The organism is Stenotrophomonas pictorum JCM 9942 (genome assembly GCF_001431585.1).
In the GTDB taxonomy this organism is placed as follows: domain Bacteria; phylum Pseudomonadota; class Gammaproteobacteria; order Xanthomonadales; family Xanthomonadaceae; genus Stenotrophomonas; species Stenotrophomonas pictorum.
On sequence record NZ_LLXS01000056.1, the window covers coordinates 1 to 19,734 of the forward strand.

General features: G+C 66.6%; 21 protein-coding genes. 8 read left to right on the top strand and 13 right to left on the bottom strand.

All coding sequences use genetic code 11. From position 1 onward, the window contains the following. Nucleotides 1–573, top strand: a 573-nt coding sequence (locus tag ARC78_RS14935) for a Rossmann-fold NAD(P)-binding domain-containing protein (protein ID WP_484600321.1), incomplete at its 5' end; no start/stop codon positions are given. 52 nt (nucleotides 574–625) lie between these two features. Here the strand turns inward: ARC78_RS14935 and ARC78_RS14940 are convergent. Genes ARC78_RS14940 through ARC78_RS14950 form a run of 3 tightly spaced genes read right to left on the bottom strand, consistent with a single transcriptional unit; the run spans nucleotide 626 to nucleotide 1,943 of the window. Beyond that, nucleotides 626–1,042: a DUF3106 domain-containing protein gene (locus ARC78_RS14940; protein ID WP_425480570.1), complete on the bottom strand. Its 417-nt coding sequence runs from the start codon at nucleotides 1,040–1,042 to the stop codon at nucleotides 626–628. Nucleotides 1,043–1,047: 5 nt separating this feature from the next. Beyond that, the gene (locus tag ARC78_RS14945; RefSeq protein ID WP_057506565.1) at nucleotides 1,048–1,395 is read right to left on the bottom strand and encodes a hypothetical protein; all 348 of its coding nucleotides are present in this window, start codon (nucleotides 1,393–1,395) and stop codon (nucleotides 1,048–1,050) included. Next, on the bottom strand, nucleotides 1,392–1,943 hold the full coding sequence (locus ARC78_RS14950; protein WP_083468407.1) for an RNA polymerase sigma factor: 552 nt from the start codon (nucleotides 1,941–1,943) through the stop codon (nucleotides 1,392–1,394). Before ARC78_RS14950 ends, ARC78_RS14945 begins: the two co-directional genes overlap by 4 nt. Nucleotides 1,944–2,077: 134 nt before the next feature. Here ARC78_RS14950 and ARC78_RS14955 point away from each other — a divergent pair, with 134 nt between their 5' ends. Continuing rightward, nucleotides 2,078–2,386 (top strand): NAD(P) transhydrogenase subunit alpha part 2, encoded by a 309-nt coding sequence (locus tag ARC78_RS14955; RefSeq protein ID WP_054657950.1) that lies wholly within the window; start codon nucleotides 2,078–2,080, stop codon nucleotides 2,384–2,386. Continuing rightward, nucleotides 2,383–3,837 (top strand): NAD(P)(+) transhydrogenase (Re/Si-specific) subunit beta, encoded by a 1,455-nt coding sequence (locus ARC78_RS14960; protein ID WP_054657951.1) that lies wholly within the window; start codon nucleotides 2,383–2,385, stop codon nucleotides 3,835–3,837. Before ARC78_RS14955 ends, ARC78_RS14960 begins: the two co-directional genes overlap by 4 nt. A gap of 6 nt (nucleotides 3,838–3,843) precedes the next feature. Here ARC78_RS14960 and ARC78_RS14965 read toward each other — a convergent pair whose 3' ends face one another. Then, nucleotides 3,844–4,785: a helix-turn-helix domain-containing protein gene (locus ARC78_RS14965; RefSeq protein WP_145974369.1), complete on the bottom strand. Its 942-nt coding sequence runs from the start codon at nucleotides 4,783–4,785 to the stop codon at nucleotides 3,844–3,846. A 391-nt stretch (nucleotides 4,786–5,176) separates the two neighbouring features. Here ARC78_RS14965 and ARC78_RS14975 point away from each other — a divergent pair, with 391 nt between their 5' ends. Next, on the top strand, nucleotides 5,177–7,000 hold the full coding sequence (locus ARC78_RS14975; protein WP_158499995.1) for a tetratricopeptide repeat-containing sulfotransferase family protein: 1,824 nt from the start codon (nucleotides 5,177–5,179) through the stop codon (nucleotides 6,998–7,000). Here the strand turns inward: ARC78_RS14975 and ARC78_RS14980 are convergent. From ARC78_RS14980 to ARC78_RS14990, 3 genes are all read right to left on the bottom strand, one after another. Further along, nucleotides 6,985–7,446, bottom strand: coding sequence for a 2OG-Fe(II) oxygenase (locus tag ARC78_RS14980; RefSeq protein ID WP_241772762.1), 462 nt, complete (start codon nucleotides 7,444–7,446; stop codon nucleotides 6,985–6,987). The genes ARC78_RS14975 and ARC78_RS14980 overlap by 16 nt on opposite strands. Before the next feature lie 175 nt (nucleotides 7,447–7,621). Further along, nucleotides 7,622–10,576, bottom strand: a complete 2,955-nt coding sequence (locus ARC78_RS14985) for a TonB-dependent receptor domain-containing protein (protein WP_145974370.1) — start codon at nucleotides 10,574–10,576, stop codon at nucleotides 7,622–7,624. A 160-nt stretch (nucleotides 10,577–10,736) separates the two neighbouring features. Then, nucleotides 10,737–11,159, bottom strand: coding sequence for a hypothetical protein (locus ARC78_RS14990; protein ID WP_054657966.1), 423 nt, complete (start codon nucleotides 11,157–11,159; stop codon nucleotides 10,737–10,739). A gap of 108 nt (nucleotides 11,160–11,267) precedes the next feature. On the opposite strand from ARC78_RS14990, the gene sufT reads away from it, so the two are divergent. Both sufT and ARC78_RS15000 read left to right on the top strand, forming a co-directional pair. Continuing rightward, nucleotides 11,268–11,819 carry a putative Fe-S cluster assembly protein SufT gene (gene sufT, locus ARC78_RS14995; RefSeq protein WP_054657968.1) on the top strand — a complete coding sequence of 184 codons (552 nt, stop codon included), beginning with the start codon at nucleotides 11,268–11,270 and terminating at the stop codon, nucleotides 11,817–11,819. Nucleotides 11,820–11,885: 66 nt separating this feature from the next. Next, a complete protein-coding gene (locus ARC78_RS15000; protein ID WP_054657970.1) occupies nucleotides 11,886–12,986 on the top strand; it encodes a branched-chain amino acid aminotransferase in 1,101 nt (366 codons plus the stop codon). A gap of 71 nt (nucleotides 12,987–13,057) precedes the next feature. On the opposite strand, the gene ybaK is transcribed toward ARC78_RS15000, so the two are convergent. The 4 genes from ybaK to wrbA form a co-directional block, all read right to left on the bottom strand. Further along, nucleotides 13,058–13,534: a Cys-tRNA(Pro) deacylase gene (ybaK, locus tag ARC78_RS15005; RefSeq protein WP_054657972.1), complete on the bottom strand. Its 477-nt coding sequence runs from the start codon at nucleotides 13,532–13,534 to the stop codon at nucleotides 13,058–13,060. Further along, nucleotides 13,535–14,020, bottom strand: a complete 486-nt coding sequence (locus ARC78_RS15010) for an asparaginase domain-containing protein (protein ID WP_054657976.1) — start codon at nucleotides 14,018–14,020, stop codon at nucleotides 13,535–13,537. A 112-nt stretch (nucleotides 14,021–14,132) separates the two neighbouring features. After that, nucleotides 14,133–14,498, bottom strand: a complete 366-nt coding sequence (locus tag ARC78_RS15015; protein WP_057506567.1) for a DUF2069 domain-containing protein — start codon at nucleotides 14,496–14,498, stop codon at nucleotides 14,133–14,135. Further along, on the bottom strand, nucleotides 14,495–15,088 hold the full coding sequence (gene wrbA, locus ARC78_RS15020) for an NAD(P)H:quinone oxidoreductase (RefSeq protein WP_057506568.1): 594 nt from the start codon (nucleotides 15,086–15,088) through the stop codon (nucleotides 14,495–14,497). The genes ARC78_RS15015 and wrbA overlap by 4 nt, the downstream gene beginning before the upstream one ends. A 77-nt stretch (nucleotides 15,089–15,165) precedes the next feature. On the opposite strand from wrbA, the gene ARC78_RS15025 reads away from it, so the two are divergent. Further along, on the top strand, nucleotides 15,166–16,440 hold the full coding sequence (locus ARC78_RS15025; protein WP_057506569.1) for a YihY family inner membrane protein: 1,275 nt from the start codon (nucleotides 15,166–15,168) through the stop codon (nucleotides 16,438–16,440). Next, complete coding sequence (locus ARC78_RS15030; RefSeq protein ID WP_054660404.1) at nucleotides 16,437–17,006, top strand: TlpA family protein disulfide reductase; 570 nt, start codon at nucleotides 16,437–16,439, stop codon at nucleotides 17,004–17,006. The genes ARC78_RS15025 and ARC78_RS15030 overlap by 4 nt, the downstream gene beginning before the upstream one ends. A gap of 190 nt (nucleotides 17,007–17,196) precedes the next feature. Here ARC78_RS15030 and ppk2 read toward each other — a convergent pair whose 3' ends face one another. Together ppk2 and ARC78_RS15040 are read right to left on the bottom strand one after the other, a co-directional pair. Further along, nucleotides 17,197–17,979 (bottom strand): polyphosphate kinase 2, encoded by a 783-nt coding sequence (ppk2, locus tag ARC78_RS15035; RefSeq protein ID WP_054660962.1) that lies wholly within the window; start codon nucleotides 17,977–17,979, stop codon nucleotides 17,197–17,199. A 44-nt stretch (nucleotides 17,980–18,023) separates the two neighbouring features. Then, nucleotides 18,024–19,733, bottom strand: coding sequence for an O-linked N-acetylglucosamine transferase, SPINDLY family protein (locus ARC78_RS15040; protein WP_057506570.1), 1,710 nt, complete (start codon nucleotides 19,731–19,733; stop codon nucleotides 18,024–18,026). Nucleotide 19,734 lies beyond the last annotated feature (1 nt).

The following is a 19,734-nucleotide window of genomic DNA, read 5'->3' on the forward strand; positions in this document are numbered from 1 at the left end:
CTGCAGGCCATTGCCACCGCCAGACGCCTGGGCGCACAGGTGGAGGGTTTCGATGTGCGTCCGGAAACCAGTGAACAGATCCAATCGCTGGGCGCAAAATTCCTGGATCTGGGCGTCAGTGCGGCCGGTGAGGGCGGCTATGCGCGGCAACTCACCGAGGACGAGCGGGCCGAGCAGCAGCGCTGTCTGGCCGAGCATCTCAAGAGTGTGGATGTACTGATCTGCACCGCCGCGGTACCGGGCCGGCCGGCGCCGCGCATCATCAGCGCCGCGATGGTGGCCGGCATGAAGCCCGGTAGCGTGATCGTCGATCTGGCCGCGGAAACCGGCGGCAACTGCGAAGCGACGCAGCCGGGGCAGACGGTGGAGGTGGGCGGCGTGACCGTGGCCGGCCCGCTCAATCTGGCCAGCATGGGCGCGGTGCATGCCAGCGAGATGTACGCGCGCAACGTCTACAACTTCGTGGCGCTGTTCCTCAAAAATGGCGCGCTGGCTTTCGACTGGAACGACGAGCTGCTGGCCAAGACGGTGTGGCCTGCGCGCCCGGCCGGTGGCGAGATTCCGCCGGTCTGAGCCTTCCCTCCCGGAGAGGGCAGCTGTGCCGGCCCGGCCGGCGCAGCCGGGCTTAGGGCTCGGAACGCGCCGGTGGCGGATTGGCCTGCACCCACTGCCGGCGCTGTTCGGGCGTCATCTTGTGCCACTGCTCGCGCAGCTGCTGGCGCTGCTGCTTGTCCATGCCGCGCATCCTGGCGAACAGCGCCTGCGCGTCGCGCCGCTGCTCGGCCGTCATGTGTTCGAACCGGTGCATGCCGCGGCGGGCCTGTTCGCGCTGCTCGGGTGTCATCTGCTGCCAGCCGCGGGCGTGTTCGTACATGCGCTGGCGGCGCTCGGGCGATGCGTTCCAGCGGTCGCGGACCGGGGCGATCAGGGTTTCGCGCTGGGCGGGAGTGAGTTGCTCCCATTCGGGCAGCGTCTGGGCGGCCAGCGGGGCGCTCAGGCACAGCAGCAGCGGGATCAGCACGCGGGGCAGGGAGGTTGTCATCGTCTTCATTCCATCGCCAGGGCGTCCGAGCCCAGCCACAGGTACAGCTCCGGGCTCTGCTCGAACAGCAGGGTGTCATCGGGGATATCGCCGGCATCGTCCGCCAGCACCGGCGCGGCGGGCGGCGGGGCGCGGTCGAACTGCAGCGCCGCGGTAACGGCAAGCACCGCCGAGCAGGCGGTGGCCAGCCACCAGCCGCGGCGTCGCCAGGGGGATGTCGCCTCAGCCGCATTGGCCTGTCGGGCACCCCGCAGGCGGGCCAGGGTGGCGTGCGACAGCGCGCCATTGGCGTGCTGCTGCAGCAGCTGCAGCCGGTGGTCGAACTGATCGGGGGGTGTGGGCAGGCGGTTCACCGCGTGGCCTCCAGTTGTTTCTGCAATGCGTCGCGCGCGCGCGACAGGTGGGTTTTGACCGAGCCTTCCGAACAGCCCATCGCTCTGGCGGTGGTGGCCACATCCAGCTCCTGCAGCACGCGCAGGCTGAAAGCTTCGCGCTGGCGGGCAGGCAGCCGCCGCAACGCCTGCACCAGCCGCGCGTAGTCCTCGCGCTGCTCGTGCGCCTGTGCCGGACCGGCGGCGTGGTCGGCCCAGTCGATGGCACTGTCCTGGTCCTGTTCGTCCTGCGGTGCCCAGAACTTCAAGCGGAAGCTGCGGCGCCGCTGCAGGTCGATGATGCGCCGGCGCAGGATGCTCCAGAACAGCGGGGTCCATTCCTCGGGCGGCTGGTCGCGGTAGCCGAGCATCCGCTCCATCGCGTCCTGCACCGCGTCCAGCGCGTCCTCGCGCTGGCGCAGACCGGCCTCGGCAAAACGGAAGGCGCGCGGGCCGACCCCGGCCAGAAATACGTCCAGCGAGGCCGGTGCCGCGGCAGATGGCATCAGGGGTGGACTGGTCACCAGCACAGGGTAGCGTTCCGGGGGGTTCTGGATGGAATAACGCCTGGGCGCCCGATCGGTTGACACGGCAGTGGTCGCCTGGGCTTTCGTTGCATGGTTATGATGCTGGACAGGCGCATCCAGCCTTGGAGAACACAGCAATGAGCGACGGGTTCGTAGCGTTGTACATCTTCATGCTGGCCGCGATCGCCGGCCACGTGATCATCTCGCGGGTGCCGGTGATCCTGCACACCCCGCTGATGTCCGGTTCCAACTTCATCCACGGCATCGTGCTGATCGGCGCGATGGTGGTGCTGGGCCACGCCGACACCACGCTGGAGAAGGCCATCGGCTTTGTCGCCGTGGTCCTGGGCGCAGGCAACGCGGCCGGTGGCTATGTGGTCACCGAGCGGATGCTGGAGATGTTCAAGTCCAGCAAGAAGGCCGGCAGCACGGAGGACAAGGCTTGAACCTGACAACCACGCAACTGCTTTCCTGGCTGGTGAGCGCCAGCTATCTGGTCGCGGCCACCCTGTTCCTGCTCGGTCTGCAGCGGATGGCCTCGCCGAAGACCGCGCGCAGCGGCATCCACTGGGCCGGACTGGGCATGCTGATCGCCACGGCGGCCACGTTCTTCCTGCCCGGGCTGCACAACCTCGCGTTGATCGCGCTGGCGCTGGGGCTGGGCACCGGACTGGCCTGGGTATCGGCCAAGAAGGTAGCCATCACCGACATGCCGCAGATGGTGGCGCTGTACAACGGCATGGGTGGCGGGTCGGCGGCGGCGATCGGCGCGGTGGAGCTGCTGCGCTTCGCCGACGTCGCCGGCCGGGACACCCGCCACTGGAGCGCGCAGGCCATCGCCGATCTGGCGGCGCGGCAGCCGTCCGCGACGGTGCTGACCTTGGCGGTGATCGGCTCGGCGATCGGTGCGGTATCGCTGTCCGGTTCGATCATCGCCTGGGCCAAGCTCGACGGGCGCCTGGACAAGCGCGTCACCTTCCCCGGGCAGCAGGTGTTCAACCTGCTGGTGGCGGTGGCGATGCTGGTGCTGGGGGTGTGGGCGGCGATCAGCCTGCAGCCGCTGGCGATCATCAGCTTCTTCGTGGTGGCGCTGGCGCTGGGCGTGCTGATGACCCTGCCGATCGGCGGTGCCGACATGCCGGTGGTGATCTCGCTGTACAACGCCTTCACCGGTCTGGCGGTGGCTTTCGAGGGCTATGTGCTGGGCAACGAGGCCTTGATCATTGCCGGCATGATGGTCGGCGCGGCCGGCATCCTGCTGACCCGGCTGATGGCCAGGGCGATGAATCGGCCGATCAGCGGCGTGCTGTTCTCCCACTTCGGCGGCAGCGGGCAGGGGGCGGAGATCGGTGGTTCGCAGAAGCCGATCGAAGCGGCCGATGTGGCGGCGATGATGGCGTTTGCCGAGCGCGTGGTGATCGTGCCGGGTTACGGCCTGGCGGTGGCGCAGGCCCAGCACAAGATCTGGGAACTGGCGCAGCGGCTGATCGAGCGCGGGGTCAAGGTCAAGTTCGCCATCCACCCGGTGGCCGGGCGCATGCCCGGGCACATGAACGTGCTGCTGGCCGAGGCCGGCGTGCCGTATGACCTGATCGCCGACATGGATGACATCAATCCCGAGTTCGCCACCACCGACGTCTCGCTGGTGATCGGCGCCAACGACGTGGTCAATCCGGTGGCCAAGACCGACCCTACCAGCCCGATCTACGGCATGCCGATCCTGGACGTGGTCCATTCCAAGAACACCATCGTGATCAAGCGCGGCAAGGGCACCGGCTTTGCGGGCATCGAGAACGCGCTGTTCTACGCTGACAACACGCGGATGCTGTACGGCGATGGTGCCGAAGCGGCCAGCTCACTGGTCAGCGAGTTGAAGGCGCTGGACGGCGGGCACTGAGGGGGCTCAATGGAAAACTACGGGGGCGGTGGTCGCCGCAGGTGGTTGCAGGTCGTCGGCGACGAGGCCGGTACAGGCAAATGATGCTGGGGGAGCGCGCAGGCCTTTCCGTGCTTCGCTGGTGGTGCAGCCGAAGGCGTGCTTGAACGCACGGCAGAACGCACTCTCGCTTTCAAAGCCCAGGGCATCGGCGATCTCGCAGACCGAAAGGTCGGTGGTGTAGACCAGCTCCCACGCGCGCTGGTGGCGCAGGCGCGTGGCGTACTCGCACGGCGTCTCGCCAAATACGCTGCGGTAGATGCGGATCAGGTGGGTCGGAGAGTAGTTGGCCACAGCCGCAAGCCGGGCCAGGTCGAGACGGTCATCGATGTTGCAGCGGATCAGGTGCTGCACCCGCAGCAGGCGCAGCAGGGTCTGATGGCGGCGCACCGCGGTACGTCCGCTGCACCGGTTCAGCTGGTCGTACCGTTCCTGCTGGTGCTCGATCAGTGCATCACGGAGCCAGGTCATGCTGTCCACGACCGCGGCCTCGTCGGTACCACCGCCGAACCAGCACGCACGCGCCAGGTGCACCACGGGACGGCCGAGTGCCTGCGGGCAGCGGGTTTCGCCCGGGATCAGATTGGTGCCGCCGGGGCTGCGGCAGGGAAGCTCGTGCCACACGTGTGCGGGTGCGGTGATGCACAGCCACCAGCATGAAGTGCGGCAGGCGATGCGCAGGTTGCCATCCAGCCAGAGTTGCAGATGCCGTGAGGTCAGTTGCCAGGGGGTGTCGCCATTGCCCAGCTCCACCACCCCGCGCAGTACCCCGACGACGCTGATCCAGCCGGCGGGAATCGACAGCCTGGCGCCGCGGCTGCTGCCGGCGATGGCATGCACGCACGCCGGTTGTTGAGCCGGCAGCTCCAAGGAGTGGATGCCGTGGAGGTGATGGTGCTGGATTCTCACTTCGCTTCCGTTGCGGGCGTGCAGCCGGCGATACAGGGAAATGGCGGGGACGTAGGCACGGAACAACCCATCGACACGCTGAAAAGTACGGCGATTCAGGCTGTGGAATTCCGGCAGGAACTGTCAGGTCCGTAATGTTCGGGACGGGGAGTGAAGATGTAATGAAAAAAGCCCGGACATGCCGGGCAGCTCCGGAATGCCCCCTGCTTGCCCTGTTGGTATCGAGGGCTGAGCCAAGGTCTCGCCTGGGAGAGAGTTGCCAGGTTTCCGGACGGCTTTATGCTGCTTGCATGGCTCGATCAAGGCCGTGCCTGGCTTTGCATTCGGATAGACCATTGTTGCGAATTCATCTGCTTATTGTTCCTTCTGAAACTGATCGGGAGACGTGGCGGTGGTGCAGATCCAGCTTGCTCAGGCGCTCGACTACCTCAATCGCGGTCAACCACGGCAGGCAGCGGCATTGATGCGCCAGCTGTTGGAGCTGACCCCCGATTCGGTTCAAGGCCTCCAGGTGCTGGCGCTGGCGATGGCCCAGCAGGGCGAAGCCGGGACGGCTCGGCAGCTGCTGGACCGGGCGACACGCCTGCAGCCGCAGTCATCCGAGCTGTGGATCAATCTGGGCAATGCCTGTCTGGAATGTCGTGATCACGCCGGCGCCGATCTTGCGTTCCAGCGTGCGCGGGCGCTGGGAAGCCAGACAGTGGCGTGTTGGCTGGGACAGGGGTTGGCGTGTCTTGCATTGCACCGTTTCGTTGAAGCCAACGACTGGTTGGCACGAGCATTCGCAACAGAGCCCGATGCTGACGATGTGCGTCTGGCCTACGCGCAATCACTTTCAGAGTTGGAACGGTTCGACGCGCTGGTGCAGTGCCTTGATGGCGTGAATGAAGCAGGACTCAATGCAGAGCAGCAACGGGTTTTGGCCTGGCTGTGGGCGCAGGCCGGCAGGGAGCAACAGGCGTTGGCGTTCTATCGGCGCCTGCTGCAGCAGGCGCCTGGCGATCATGAATCGCGCATCCGGCTCGCCTTGCTGCTGGAACGGCTGAACCGAATCCCCGAAGCCGCCACCGTAATTGATCCGATCGAGCCGGAAGCAGCAGCGTCCGATGCCGGCATGTTCGCGTTGGCCTCGGCGCGCGTGTCGCGGCGGCTTGGCGATGCCGGTGCCGCGATCGCACGATTGATGCCTGTCTTGTCGCGCGAGCTGCCGGCCGCCATGCGGGCCCAGTTGCAGTTTGAGCTGGCCAAGTGCCACGACATGCAGGGTGCCGTCGATGACGCTATGGCGGCGTTGGCGCACGCCCACGATGCGGCAGGGGCGGCGTTCCTGGAACGTCTGCCGGATACCCGGCCTCCGGCCCCCCTTGGCTGGCTGCAGCAACGCATGCGCCATCCCGCACCTGTGTCATGGCAGGCTCAGGTTGAAGATGCGGCGCCGGTGGATCCGGTATTTCTTGTCGGATTTCCCCGCTCGGGTACCACCCTGCTGGAGCGGATGCTGGACGCCCATCCGCAGCTGGATGTGCTGGACGAGCGGCCGGCGCTGGAGGTTGCCATCGAGCAGCTGCGCAATGACGCCCACTGGCGGGACAGCGATCTGGATCATTCGCTGGCCGCGCTCAGGCCCGCGCAGATCGTGCAGGCGCGTCAGTGCTACTGGAGCGAAGTGCGCCGTCATGTGCAGCCGCAGCATCGCCTGGTCGACAAATACCCGTTGACGATGACGCGCCTGCCGTATGTGGCACGCCTGTTTCCGCAATCGGATTGGCTGCTGCTGCTGCGCCATCCCTGTGACTGCGTGTTGAGTTGCCACATGCAGGCATTCGGCATGAATGGCGGCGCGCTGGCTTTTGCGTCGCTGGAATCCACCGCGCGCACCTATGCGGCGGTGATGGCGTGGTGGGAGGCGCAGCGCCAGCGGGTGCCTGTGCGCGTGCATGTACTGCGCTATGAGGACCTTGTGCATGACGTGCCCGCACGGCTGGAGGCATTGATGGGGTTTCTTTCGCTGTCGATGGCGCCGGAACAACTGGCTTCACACCGCGCGTCGGCGACGCGCACCCGACGCATCAATACGCCCAGCTATGCGCAGGTGATCCAGCCGGTCAATGCCAATGCCATCGACCGCTGGAAACGCTATCGCGCGCATTTCAGTGACGCCACGCTGGCCACGCTGGCGCCGTGGGTGGAGCGCTACGGCTACAGGTGGGACTGACGCTGCGGAAAGCGCAGGTACGTCGACAGGATGTACTTGTCCTGGTCCGGCGAGGCTTGCCCCTGATGCGCGTACATCCAGTACGGCGGGAACATCAGCAACCGTCCAGCGCGCGGCGCGATCCCGGTATGCAGGCCCGGGAACCAGGTCCGGCCACCGTTGTCGACATCGTTCAGATACCAGAGAAACACCAGATAACGGTCGCAGACCTCATTGATGGAGTCGAAGTGGGTCTGGAATTTTTCCTCGTTCCCCGCACGGTAGCGCTTGAGGATCAGCGGACTGAGCAGGGGGCTGTCGGGTACGGCGATCGGCAGGCCCACGTCGGCGTTGTAGCGGTGCAGTGCCTGGCTGACCAGTTGCCGGAAGAAGGACAGAAACGGTGCATCGGACAGGCGGCTCACGTCCAGCTCGGTCCAGGCGCTGTCATCCAGGCCCGCGCGCACGCCGCGTCCGTTGCGCTGCTGGAAGCGGGCCAGCGAATTGAAAGAGTCGATGAGTTTGCTGCACAGCTCAGCGGGCAGGCTGTGATCGTAGGTACGGATGTAATGGCGCAGGTCCGCTCCGGAAGTATCCGCCGCGGCGTTGGCCGCGGCGGATGACGCTGTTGCGAGGGTGGACTCAGAAACGGGCAGTCCAGCGCATCCAGTAGTAACGGCCGATGGCATCGTAGGTCCGCATGTCCGTAGAGGCGTTGAAGCCAGAATAGATCAACGGCGGCTGGCGGTCAGTAAGGTTGCGCACGCCGACCTGGATGGAGCTGTTCTTGAGTTCCTCGAACTGGTAGCCGATCTGGAAGTCGGTCTGCGTGTAGGACGGCACCCGGCGCTTGGCGACGAAGCCCGGCTCGCTGGGATCGGCCACATCCGGCGCCTCGTAGACGTGGTGCACATAGCGGGTGGTGATGCTGGCGCTCAGATTGCCGAGCGACCAGCTGATGTCGTTGAGCGCGCGCCAGCGGGCCAGGTTGCCAAAGCCGGAGGAGGCATTGTCGACAAAGGTGCCGGCCAGGCCAACGCTCTCCGGAATCTCCGGGAATGCGCCGACGTCGCTGGTGGGATCGCCGGCCAGCAGCCGCACGTTGTACTCGGCCAGATAAGTGGCATCCAGGTTCCAGGAGAACTTGCCCCAGGCGCTTTCGGGGAACATGTAGCGCATGCCGATGTCCACGCCGGAGGTCTTCAGGCTGCCGAAGTTGCCGATCACGTTGGTCATCTGGGCAACGTCGCCGGCGTCGTCACGGACGAAGGTGTCGCAGTAGCGGCCCTGGTTGAAGCACTGGTTGAGTATCACGTTTTCCGGCAGGTTGGTGATGAACTGGTCCAGTTTCACCCGCCAGTAGTCGGCGGTGACGCTGAAACCTTCCAGCCAGCCGGGGCTGTAGACGAAGCCATAAGTGAGGACGTTGCCTTCCTCGGGTTGCAGGTTGGGATCGGCAACCTGGAACGAGGTGACCTGGTTGTTGCTTTGCTGGAACGAGCCATCCGTGGGAACGCCAGCACAGGCGACGGGATTGCCGCCGGTGTAGCCGTTGCAGGGGTCGGTATAGGTGTTGGCGCTGGGGACGGTCGGCGCATACAGATCGCCGATGGTCGGAGCGCGGAACACGTCAGCGTAGGTGGCGCGGACCAGCAGGTCGGCAAACGGCTTCCACTCCACACCGATCTTGGAATTGGTGGTGCCGCCGAAGTTGGAGTAATCCGAGTAGCGGGTGCCGAGAGTGACAGTGAGTTTGTCGGCGAACGGCATATCCGAAAGCAGGGGCAGCAGGGCTTCGGCGTAGATCTCGTTGACGTCGAAAGAACCCGAGATATCACCGAACGTACAGGCTTCCTGGGTGATCAGACACACCGTTTCGCCCGGCGGGATGATGGTCAGGAAGTCACTGGTGGAGCTGGCCGATTCTTCGCGGCGTTCCACGCCGACCGCCAGCGAGGCCATACCGGCGGGCAGCTCGAACATGTCACCGGTGATATTGGCGCTGAAGACCTTCAGGTCGTTTTCGTTGGAATTGGTGATGGTGGGGTTGATCAGGTTCAAGGCCGCCAGCTGCGCCTGGCCGGCAGGAGTGTTCGGATCCGGGGCCGGGCCCATGAAGTTGACCGGCAGGCAACCGGCTATAGCCGTGGTGGCATCGCCCGGTGTCCGCACGCAGATCGGGTTGCCGGTGGCCGGGTCAATCATCGACGGGCCAAGCGCATCGGTCAGGCCGGGGCTGTACAGGTAGCCGCGTACCGACGAGCTTTGCGGAGTCCGGCCATAGGAGTAGGCCGCATCCCAGCTCCAGCTGCTGTCGCCGAAATTGCCGCGCAAACCCGCGGTGATCTGGTAGGTATCGGTCTCGAATCGGGTGGTACGGGTCGGGATGAAGTCACGCAGGCGCAGACGCGCATCGGTGATGTCCACGCCGAACGGGTTGTAGATGCTGTCCTTGCTGATCGGCACGTTGTCGACCGCGGCACGGCCGTCGAATGGCAGCGGCGCAATGAAGAACGAGGACTCGGTCTTGAGCCAGGAGCCCAGCAGGAAAGCTTCGACATGCTGGCTCAGGCGGTAGTTGCCGCTGACGAACATGCTGGTGCGTTCCTGCGGCGTCAGGTTGAGGTTGCCGTCGGCCTGGAAGTTGTAGACGTCGGTCTGGCCGTTGAAGCAGCGGAAGTCGGAGCCCGAGGTTCCCGGCCGGCCGTCGATGCGGGTCAGCACCACGTTCGGATTGGGGTTGGCGGCACTCGGCTGGGCGCAGTTCGCATCGAGCGTGGCGCCACGGGCCAGCGCGACATCGCGCGGCAGCACATAGCGGCCGGTGAGGATGCGGCTGGTGCCGCCGATGCCTTTTTCGCCGGCATACAGCTGGTAGGGCTGGCTGGAATAGGCACGGTCGGCTGCACTGACCGAATCCTCCTTGTCATAGCTCGCGCCCAGGATCAGGTTGCCCTTCTCGCCGGTCATGCCGAAGGTCGCGTCAAAGCGTTGCGTGCCTGCATCGCCGCGCGAGGAGATGCCGTAGTAGGCGGAGGCCTCCAGGCCATCGAAATCCTTGCGCAGAATGAAATTGACCACGCCGCCGATGGCATCGGAGCCATAGATCGCAGAGGCGCCATCCTTGAGCACCTCCACGCGTTCGATGGCCGCCATCGGAATCGAGTTGACGTCTACCGCGCCGTTGGCGTTGCTGACGGTGCCGATCCAGCGACGCCCGTCGACCAGCACCAGCGAGCGGTTCACGCCCAGGCCGCGTAGGTCGATGGTGGCCGCGCCGGCGCCACCGCCGTTGTTGACCTGGGGATTGGTGGCGGCACCGGCAATGGCCGGTGTGCGCTGCAGGAACTCGCCGACCGTGGCTGCGCCGGAGTTGTCGATGTTCTGGCGATCGATCACGAACACCGGACTGGAGGTTTCCAGGTCGGCGCGCTTGATGCGCGAACCGGTGACCTGGATGCGATCCAGGTTGGTGGCTTCTTCCTTGGGAGGCGTGTCCTGGGCGAGGACGTCGCCGACCGCGCCCAGCGCCAGCGCGGCGGTGGACATCGGCAGCAGGGCGCAACGAATGGCGTGGCTCAGGGGCTGGATACTCACGTTTGACTCCGCAGGGTGGGTACTCGGTGCGAAGAAATTACGAATATTTAACGCCGATGAGTGTGCGCATCAGGCACAGGTCTATGTGCCGGAACTGACATTTCGCCCCGGCAGGATTGGGATTTTTTGACCGGGGTTGCACCCGGAACAACAGCCCGCGTCAGCGCGCCGCGCGCCACGCCACCAGCAGCGCGATGGATAGCCAGAGCATTTCGGGCAGGCCGTTGGCCAGTGCCAGCAGCGTCCACGCCAGGTGCGGGCCCATACGCAATGCCGATTCCCACGGGTTCAGGCCCATCGGTCCGCCCATATACGCGGCGGCGATGCCCCAGTTGGCGGCAGCGGCAATCAGCACGGTGGCGGCGATGGCGATGACGACCCGCGCGCGGCCCGCGCGGAAGGTGCCCAGGCGCAGCATCCAGGCTGCTTCCAGGGCGGCCAGGACCGCCATCCAGCCGGCCTGGGTACCGGTGGCCAGCGCGGCCAGCAGCCACGCGACGGCGATGGTGATACTTCCCAGCAGCAGCAACAGCGGCCAGAGCCAGTGGTGGGGGCGACCGGCCGGCGAGGAAACTAAGGACATGGGGCATTCCCGAACAGATTCGGCAGCATAGCGTTTCAGCGGCGAGGGTGCCCAGTCGGATAAAATGGCCGCCTTGCGGGAAGTTTCCGCGTCCCCATATCCCTCTACATGTATTCCCGCAGCAGCGAACCCGTCCATTTCGAACGCGATTGCCCGGCCGTGATGGTGCCGCAGGGCGACAGCGTGACCCTGCCCGCCGGCAGTTACGGCTACATCACCCAGGCACTGGGTGGCAGCTACACCGTGTTTGTCGAGGGCAATCTGTTCCGCATTGCCGGCAAGGACGGCGATGCCATCGGCAAGGAGCCGCCACCGGGGCTGGAGCTGCCTGAGAACGCCGGTGACGAAGATGTGGAAAAACTGGTGTGGGAGCAGCTTCGTACCTGCTTCGACCCGGAAATTCCCTTCAACATCGTTGATCTTGGCCTCATCTATGAGGTTGACATCAAGCATCTGGACGATGGCAAGCGCGAAGTCGATGTGAAGATGACGCTGACCGCGCCTGGCTGCGGCATGGGCGAGATTCTGGTCGACGACGTGCGCAGCAAGCTGGAAATGATTCCGACGGTGGCCCAAGCTGACGTCGATCTGGTGTTCGATCCACCGTGGGGCCGGCACATGATGTCCGAGGCCGCCCGGCTCGAAACCGGCATGCTGTAGTTCCCGACCCGGTGCCGGCCTGGCATCGGGCGGCGTCCCAACCCGCAATCTGGAAGGAATTATCCGGTGTCCCAGTCTTCGCTGAGTTTTGCCGTCACCCGTTCGGACCATCCCCGCAGCGCCGCCGAGCGCGCCAAGATCCTGGAGAAGCCGGGCTTCGGCCTGCACTTCACCGACCACATGGTGGCCGTACGCTGGGACAAGGACACTGGCTGGCATGACGCGGCGGTGATGCCGTACGGGCCGATCGCGCTGGATCCGGCCGCGGCCGTGCTGCATTACGGCCAGGAGATCTTCGAGGGCATCAAGGCCTACCGTCATGCCGACGGCTCGATCTGGACGTTCCGGCCGGAGGCCAATGGCCGCCGCCTGCAGCGTTCGGCCGCGCGCCTGGCCCTGCCGGAGCTGCCGGTGGAGATCTTTGTCGAGTCGCTCAAGCAGATGGTCGCCGTGGACAAGGACTGGGTGTCCGATGCCGACGAGGCCAGTCTGTACTTCCGCCCGTTCATGATCGGCGATGAGGCCTTCCTCGGCGTGCGTGGCGCGCACAAGGCCAGCTATTACGTGATCGCCAGCCCGGCGGGCCCGTACTTCGCCAAGGGCGTGGCGCCGGTGGCGATCTGGCTGTCCACCGACTACGCGCGTGCGGCCAAGGGCGGTACTGGTGCGGCCAAGTGCGGCGGCAACTACGCCGCCTCGTTGCTGCCGCAGCAGCAGGCGCAGGCGCAGGGCTGCTCGCAGGTGCTGTTCCTGGATCCGGTCGAGGGCAAGTACCTGGAAGAGCTGGGGGGCATGAACGTGTTCCTGGTCTACGGCAAGACCAACACGCTGGTCACCCCGGCGCTGTCGGGCAGCATCCTGGAAGGCATCACCCGCGAGTCGATCCTGCAGCTGGCGCGCGACCGCGGCATGACCGTGGAAGAGCGCAAGGTCACCCTCGACGAGTGGAAGCAGGGCGTGACCTCGGGCGAGATCACCGAGGTGTTCGCCTGTGGTACCGCCGCGGTCATCACCCCGATCGGCCAGCTCAAGGGCGAGGGCTTCTCGGTGGGCAACCTGGATGCGCCGGCTGGCGAGGTGACCATGTCGCTGCGCAAGGAGCTGACCGACATCCAGTACGGTCGTCAGGCCGATCGCCACGGCTGGCTGGTGCGTCTGGACGCCTGAGTCCGCCCCGGCTGATCCCACAAAAAGCCCCGCCTGTTGCGGGGCTTTTTGTTGCGCGGGACGGTGGGCTGTCAGTCCTCGCAGATATCGGCCAGCGTCGCCTGCAGGAAGCACACGGCATCGGCGGGGGCGATCTCCAGCAGCAGGCCGCGCTGGCCGGCGTTGATGTACAGCGTGGCGTGTTGCCGCGCACAGCTGGCGAACACGATTGCGGCCGGTCGCTGCTGGGCGAACGGGCTGATACCGCCGACCTTGTAGCCGCTGCGCTTCTCGGCCTCGGGGACTTCCATCATCTGCGCCTGCTTGCCACCGCAGTGGGCGGCAAGCTTCTTCAGCGACAGCCGCCGGTCGGAGGGAATCACCGCCACCACCGGCTGCTTGTCCACCCAGGCCATCAGCGTCTTGAACATTCGTGCCGGCACGATGCCCAGCGCCTGCGCGGCGGCCAGCCCCTTGCTGTCGACCTCGGCCGAATAGTCGTAGGCATGCACGTCATGGGCGACGCCGGCTCTGGCCAACGCGGCGGTGGCGCGGGTGCCCTTGGCCACTTACAGCGCTTCGAAACGGTTGGCGTCGACGTTCTTGCGGACCTTTTCCGGATTCCAGATGCGGCCGTTCATGGCGATGTAGACACCTTCCGGCAAGGATTGCACCGCGCCGATCGCGCAGCCGATGTTGAATTCGGCGTCCGAACCGCGGAACCGGGCCGGGCTCAGCGCGCCGGTCATCACGATGGTCTTGCCCGGGAGGGTGCTGAGCACCTTGCCGGTGGCGACCATCGAGTCGGTGCCGTGGGTGACCAGCACATGGCGGGTCGGCTGCGCGGCGATGGTGGCGCGGATCAGTTCGCGGTCGGCGTCGGTGATGTGCAGCGAATCCTTGCGCAGGATCGGGATCACGTTGAAACGGAAGGTGACGCCCAGCTCGCGCAGGATCATGCCGATCTGCGGATCACCGATCTGGTAGTCGGATTTGTCGTCGAAGTAGATCTTGTCGATCGTGCCGCCGGTGGTGACGATCAGGAGTTCTTCCATCATTGCGGTAAATCCTTGCGGTGACTGCCTGCGGCGAACGCGCCGCGCTGGCGGGCATGATAAAGCGCGTCCGCCGACCGCGGCAGGGGTGCATTGGCGTCACCGCGCCTGCTCAGTGGCCGGACCCAGCGCCGCCCGCGCCACGCTTGGCGGCAAAACGCGCGCGCATGCCCGGCACGCTGACCAGCGCCACGATCAGCAGCGACAGCACGATCCCGGCCCACGCATACAGCGCCATATCGCGATGCGCCCAGGCGTGCATCACGCCATGGCTGAACCAGAACAGGGCCAGCACGCCGGCCCAGAAGCGCGCGTAGCCGCGCTGCGCGACCACCCCGACCAGCAACAGCAGTGGCGGCGCCACGAACACCAGCAGCACCGCGACCAGATGGCGGTCGGCACGGAACCAGCCCGCGTACAGGGCGGCCAGCAGCAGCAAGGCGGCTGCCAGTGCGCCGTCGCGCGCGCGCGCGATCATGGCGTAAGCCGCCGCGCGATATCGGCCACGCGCCGGCCCAGGGCACGGGCCAGCTGGGCCTCGTCGTCGGTGGGCTGCGGATCATCCTGCGCACCGGCCACATGGCTGGCGCCATAGGGCGTGCCGCCGCTGCTGGTGTGGCTCAGCGCCGGCTCGGTGAAGGGAATGCCGACGATCAGGCAGCCGTGGTGCAGCAGCGGCAGGTGCATCGACAGCAGCGTGGATTCCTGCCCGCCATGCATCGAGGCGGTGGAGGTGAACACCGCCGCCGGTTTGCCGGCCAAGGTGCCGTTGACCCATTCGGCGCCGAGGCCATCAAGGAAGTGCTTGACCGGTGCGGCCATGTTGCCGAAGCGGGTCGGGCTGCCGAGCACGAGGCCAGCGCATTCGGCCAGATCGGCGATTTCCACATACGGGGCGCCGTCCTCGGGTACCGGGGGGGCGCTGGTCTGGGTGACGGCCGCCACCGGTGGCACTGTGCGCAGGCGGGCGCTCATGCCGGGGACTTCGCCGATACCGCGGGCGATCTGCCGCGCCAGCCGTGCCACCGAACCCCCACGGCTGTAGTAGAGCACCAGAATTTCCGCCATCACACCATCCACTCATCACGCAGGAGCCGGCAGTATCGGCGATGCGGGCCGCGCTTTGCATCGGGTACCCTTGCCCGATGGAACCTCTGGATTCACTCAATCTATGGATGGAACGGCTGCGCGACCGGGCGCGGACCACCAGTTTCGCGCGGTTCCTGTGGTGCCGCTTCCTCGATGACCGCCTGTTCCAGGCGGCCGGCTCGCTGGCCTACACCACCGTGTTCGCGCTGGTGCCGTTGGCGATCGTGGTGTTCGGGGTGCTGTCGGCGTTTCCGATGTTCGACCGCTGGAGCGAGGCGCTCAGCGACTATGTGTTCTCCAACTTCGTGCCCTCGGCGGCGCGCGCGGCCGAGGGCTATCTGCGCCAGTTCTCGGCCAGCGCCGGGCAGCTGACCGCGGCCGGTTTCATCGCGCTGGTGGTATCGCTGCTGATCACCCTCAACAGCGTGGAGCAGACCTTCAACCGGATCTGGCGGGTGGCGTCGGCGCGGCCCAAACTGACCCGCTTCCTCGTCTACTGGACGGTGCTCACGCTGGGTGCGCTGCTGGCCGCCGCCTCACTGGCGGTGTCGGCCAAGGTGCTGTCGCTGCCGCTGTTTGGCACCACCGAGGGCCGCTGGCTGGCCGATCTGGGCTTGCGGCTGGCGCCGGTGCTGATCGAATTCGTCAGTGTGGTACTGATCTACCGGGTGGTACCGCATCACACGGTGAAGTGGCGCCACGCCATCCCTGGCGCCTTGCTGGCAGTGCTGATGCTGGAGCTGGTGAAGTGGGGGATGGGCCTGTATCTGGGCAGCTTCCAGTCCTACCAGAAGCTGTACGGCACGGTGGCGTTCGTGCCGATCCTGCTGCTGTGGATCTACCTGGGCTGGGTATCGGTGCTGCTGGGAGCGTCGCTGGCTTCTTCCATCGCCGCGTTCCGCTACCAGCCGGCGGCCTTGCGCCTGCCGCAGGGCTGCGAGCTGTATGCGCTGCTGCGCCTGCTGGGGCGTTTCCGTGAAGCGCGCCAGAACGGGCAGGGTCTGGACGAGGGGCAGATCCTGAGTCTGGAGCCGATGCTCACCGATTCGTTGCTGCAACAGTTGCTGGAGCAGCTGGAGCAGATCAACCTGCTGCGTTGCGACGAACGCGGCGAATGGCTGCTGTCGCGCGATCTGGACAGCATCAGCCTGCAAGACCTGTACGAGAGCCTGCAGCTGCGCATTCCCGCTGCCGAGGAATACCTGCCGTTCCGCGACGACAGCCTGGGCCAGGCCGCCTGCCGCGCGCTGGATGAACTGCGCGTGCCGCTGCGCGAGCTGCTCAAACGTCGCGTGGACGATATCTACGTTATTACCGGAGACCACCGATGACCGCCAAGCTCCTTCCATTCGCGCTGCTGGTGTTGATATTGAGCGGTTGCAAGCCGCCGCAGGAGCCCGTCGCGCCACCGCCCCCGGCGCCGCCCGCGATCGAATCGGACAGTGCTGCGGCCGCGCAGGCGGAGGTGGTTCAGCAGACCGCGGAGATGCCGCAGCTGCAGGTGCAGACCGTCGATGGCAAGGCCTACGATCTGGCTGGCCAACGCGGGCAGTGGGTGGTGATCAATTTCTGGGCGACCTGGTGCGGGCCGTGCCTGCAGGAAATGCCCGAGCTGTCGGCGCTGCACGCCATGCGCAGCAATGTCGAAGTGATCGGGCTGGCCTACGAGGACATCGAGCTGGAGGAGATGCAGGCCTTCCTCCTGGCACATCCGGTGGCCTATCCGATCGCCATCATCGACACCTACAACCCGCCCAGCGACTTTGCCACCCCGCGCGGTCTGCCGATGACCTATCTGATCGGCCCGGACGGCAAGGTGGCCAAGCAGTTCCTGGGACCGGTGAACGCGCAGGAGATCGAGCAGGCCATCACCGCCGCGGGTGGCAAGGTGCTGTAATCCTGCACGCGGGCCGGGACAGGTCGGGCCAGGATCCGATCGTTCCGGCAGCGGACATTGGCAGGCGCGCGGTGTCCGCCTGTTCGATCTGTACGGGTCCAGCCCCGGAGCGGCGGTGGCCGGGCCTGCCTGGGCGCGGCGTGGACGCCGCCGCTCCGGGGCATCTCGTCCGTCGCCGCCGCCGGGGTGTTCAATCGCCGACGGGGAAATCCGGCACGGGTTGCAGCACGCTGTATTTCTCTTTTTGGGGGGTGCCGGCGAGTGGCGGCAGTTCGATCGGCGGCTCGTCGACACGGGTGTCCGGCAGCCGGTCGAGCAGATTGCGGATCAGGGTGAGGCGCCCGCGCTTCTGGTCATTGAAATCCACCAGCGTCCACGGTGCGTGTGCGGTGTGGGTGGCGGCGAGCATGGCGTCGCGGGCTTTGCCGTACTCGGCGTAGGCAGGGCGTGCCTTCAGATCCACCGGTGACAGCTTCCAGCCTTTGAGCGGATCGTCGCGACGCTGCGCGAAACGCTCTTCCTGCTGTTGCTGGTCCACCCCCAGCCAGTACTTGAACAGCAGGATGCCATCGTCCACCAGCAGTTTCTCGAAGGCAGGAGCCTGCGCGAGGAATGCCTGGTACTGCGCATCGGTGCAATAACCCATCACCTTTTCCACGCCGGCGCGGTTGTACCAGCTGCGGTCCATCAGCACGATCTCGCCGGCGGCGGGCAGGTGGGCGATGTGGCGCTGGAAATACCACTGGGTGCTTTCGCGCTCGGTCGGCCGGGGCAGGGCGACGACGCGGCACTGACGCGGATTCAGGTGTTTGGCGATGTCCTGGATCGCGCCGCCCTTGCCGGCGGTGTCGCGGCCTTCAAACAGCGCCAAGATGCGTTGTCCGCGGTGCGCGGCCCAGCGCGCCATATTGGCCAGTTCCAGCTGCATCGGTTCGAGCAGCTGTTCGTACTGCTTGCGCTTGAGCTTGCCCATAGGCCCTCCAGGTCGGGAAGCGCCGAGCCTAGCGCAGGCCGCGGTCAGCCGGCGTCAGTGCCGTGCCAGCCGTGGTGACGGGCAAGCTGCTGCAGCAGGGCCGCAAAGTCGCTGGCAAAACCTTGCATGTCGAACAGGCCCGAGTGTGCGCGGGCGGCGCGCAGCCGCGCGCGTAGCGCCTGCAGCGCGCTGCGGTCGTTGCCCAGCGCCACGGCTGTCTGGACGAAGCGAGCGTCGTCGGCCACGTTCATGTCGTCCAGGCCCAGGTGATGGTTGAGGCTGCCGGCCACGCGTGCGGCAAAGGTATGGCCGGGTGCGGTGAGCACCGGGCAACCGGCCCACAGCGCGTCCGAGGCGGTGGTGTGGGCGTTGTACGGATGCGTGTCCAGGAATAGGTCGGCATGCCGGTAGCGCGCCAGATACTGCGGGTGCGGCAGCTTGGCCATGAACACCAGACGCGCCGGATCCAGACCCTGCTGGCGGGCGATCGCGCGCAACCGCGCATCGGCCTGGCCCGGTCCGGACAGCAGCCACAGCACACTGTCGGGCACCTGCCGCAGGATCTCCAGCAACCGCCCGACGCTGCGCGGGTTGAGCTTGTAGCTGTTGTTGAAGCAGCACAGCACCACCGCGTCTGCGGGCAGGCCGCAGTCCTCCCGCGCCGGCGGCGGTTCGGGCACACGGGTGTTGTCCGAGGGCTGGAACGCCCGCGGCAGGCGCAGCACCTTCTCGCTGAAACCGTGTTCAAGCGCGGGTGGCAGCACGAAACTGTCGGCCAGCACGTAATCGATCCACGGCGCACCCGAGGTGCCGGGGTAGGCCAACCAGTTGATCTGCAGCGGCGCCGGGCGCATTGCCAGCACCTCCGGCGTGCCGCCGCCGCCCCACCCGCGCAGGTCGAACAGGATGTCGATACCGGCTTCGCGGATGCGCCGGGCGATGCCGGTGTGCGGTTGTCCCTCCACGTCGTGCAGGGTGTGACTGGCCGTACGCAGGCGCTGGCGGATCGTGCTGCCATCGTCGCGGTTGATCGCGAACAGGTGGATCTGCAGCGACGGGTGCGCGCGCAGCTGCTCGAACAGCGCCACGGTCAGCAGGCCGGTGGGATGGGCGCCGAAGCCGTTGGACAGAAAGCCGATGCGCAGCGGCCCGTGCGTGCGCAGCGAGGTGGCAGGCAGGCGCGGGGCGGATTGGGCGATCACCTGCGCGCGCTGCCGGGCGCAGGCCAGTTGTTCGGCGGCGTTGGCGTCCTCGCTGAGGAAGGCGAACGGTTCCACCGCCGGATTGCCCGCGGCGACGGCCGCGCGCACCTGCTGGGACAGCGCTTCCAGATCGCGCCAGTCGCACAGGCGGCGCTGCCAGTTCAGCCGTTGTGCGGCCATATAGGCCTCGTCGGGCACCAGCATGTGGGCACGGCGGTAGGCGTCGGCGGCGGCTTCGGGCTGGCCGGCATCTTCCAGAACATGCCCCAGCCACAACGCGATACCCGGGTGCTGCGGAGCAGCGGCGGCAGCCTGTTGCAGCGCCGTTGCCGCCTCGTCATGGCGTCCCTGCATCCAGCGGACGCGGCCCAGACGGGCCAGCGCCTCGGGATGTGCGGCCCGCAGCTGTAGGGCACGCAATGCCGCGTTCTCGCCAGCCGCGAGCTCGCCCAGCGACAGCTCGGCGTCGGCCAGCATCACCCAGGCGATGAAATCGGCCGGCTGGCGGGCGACCGCCGCGCGCAACTGGTCGCGTTCGCCCAGCGCGTCCATC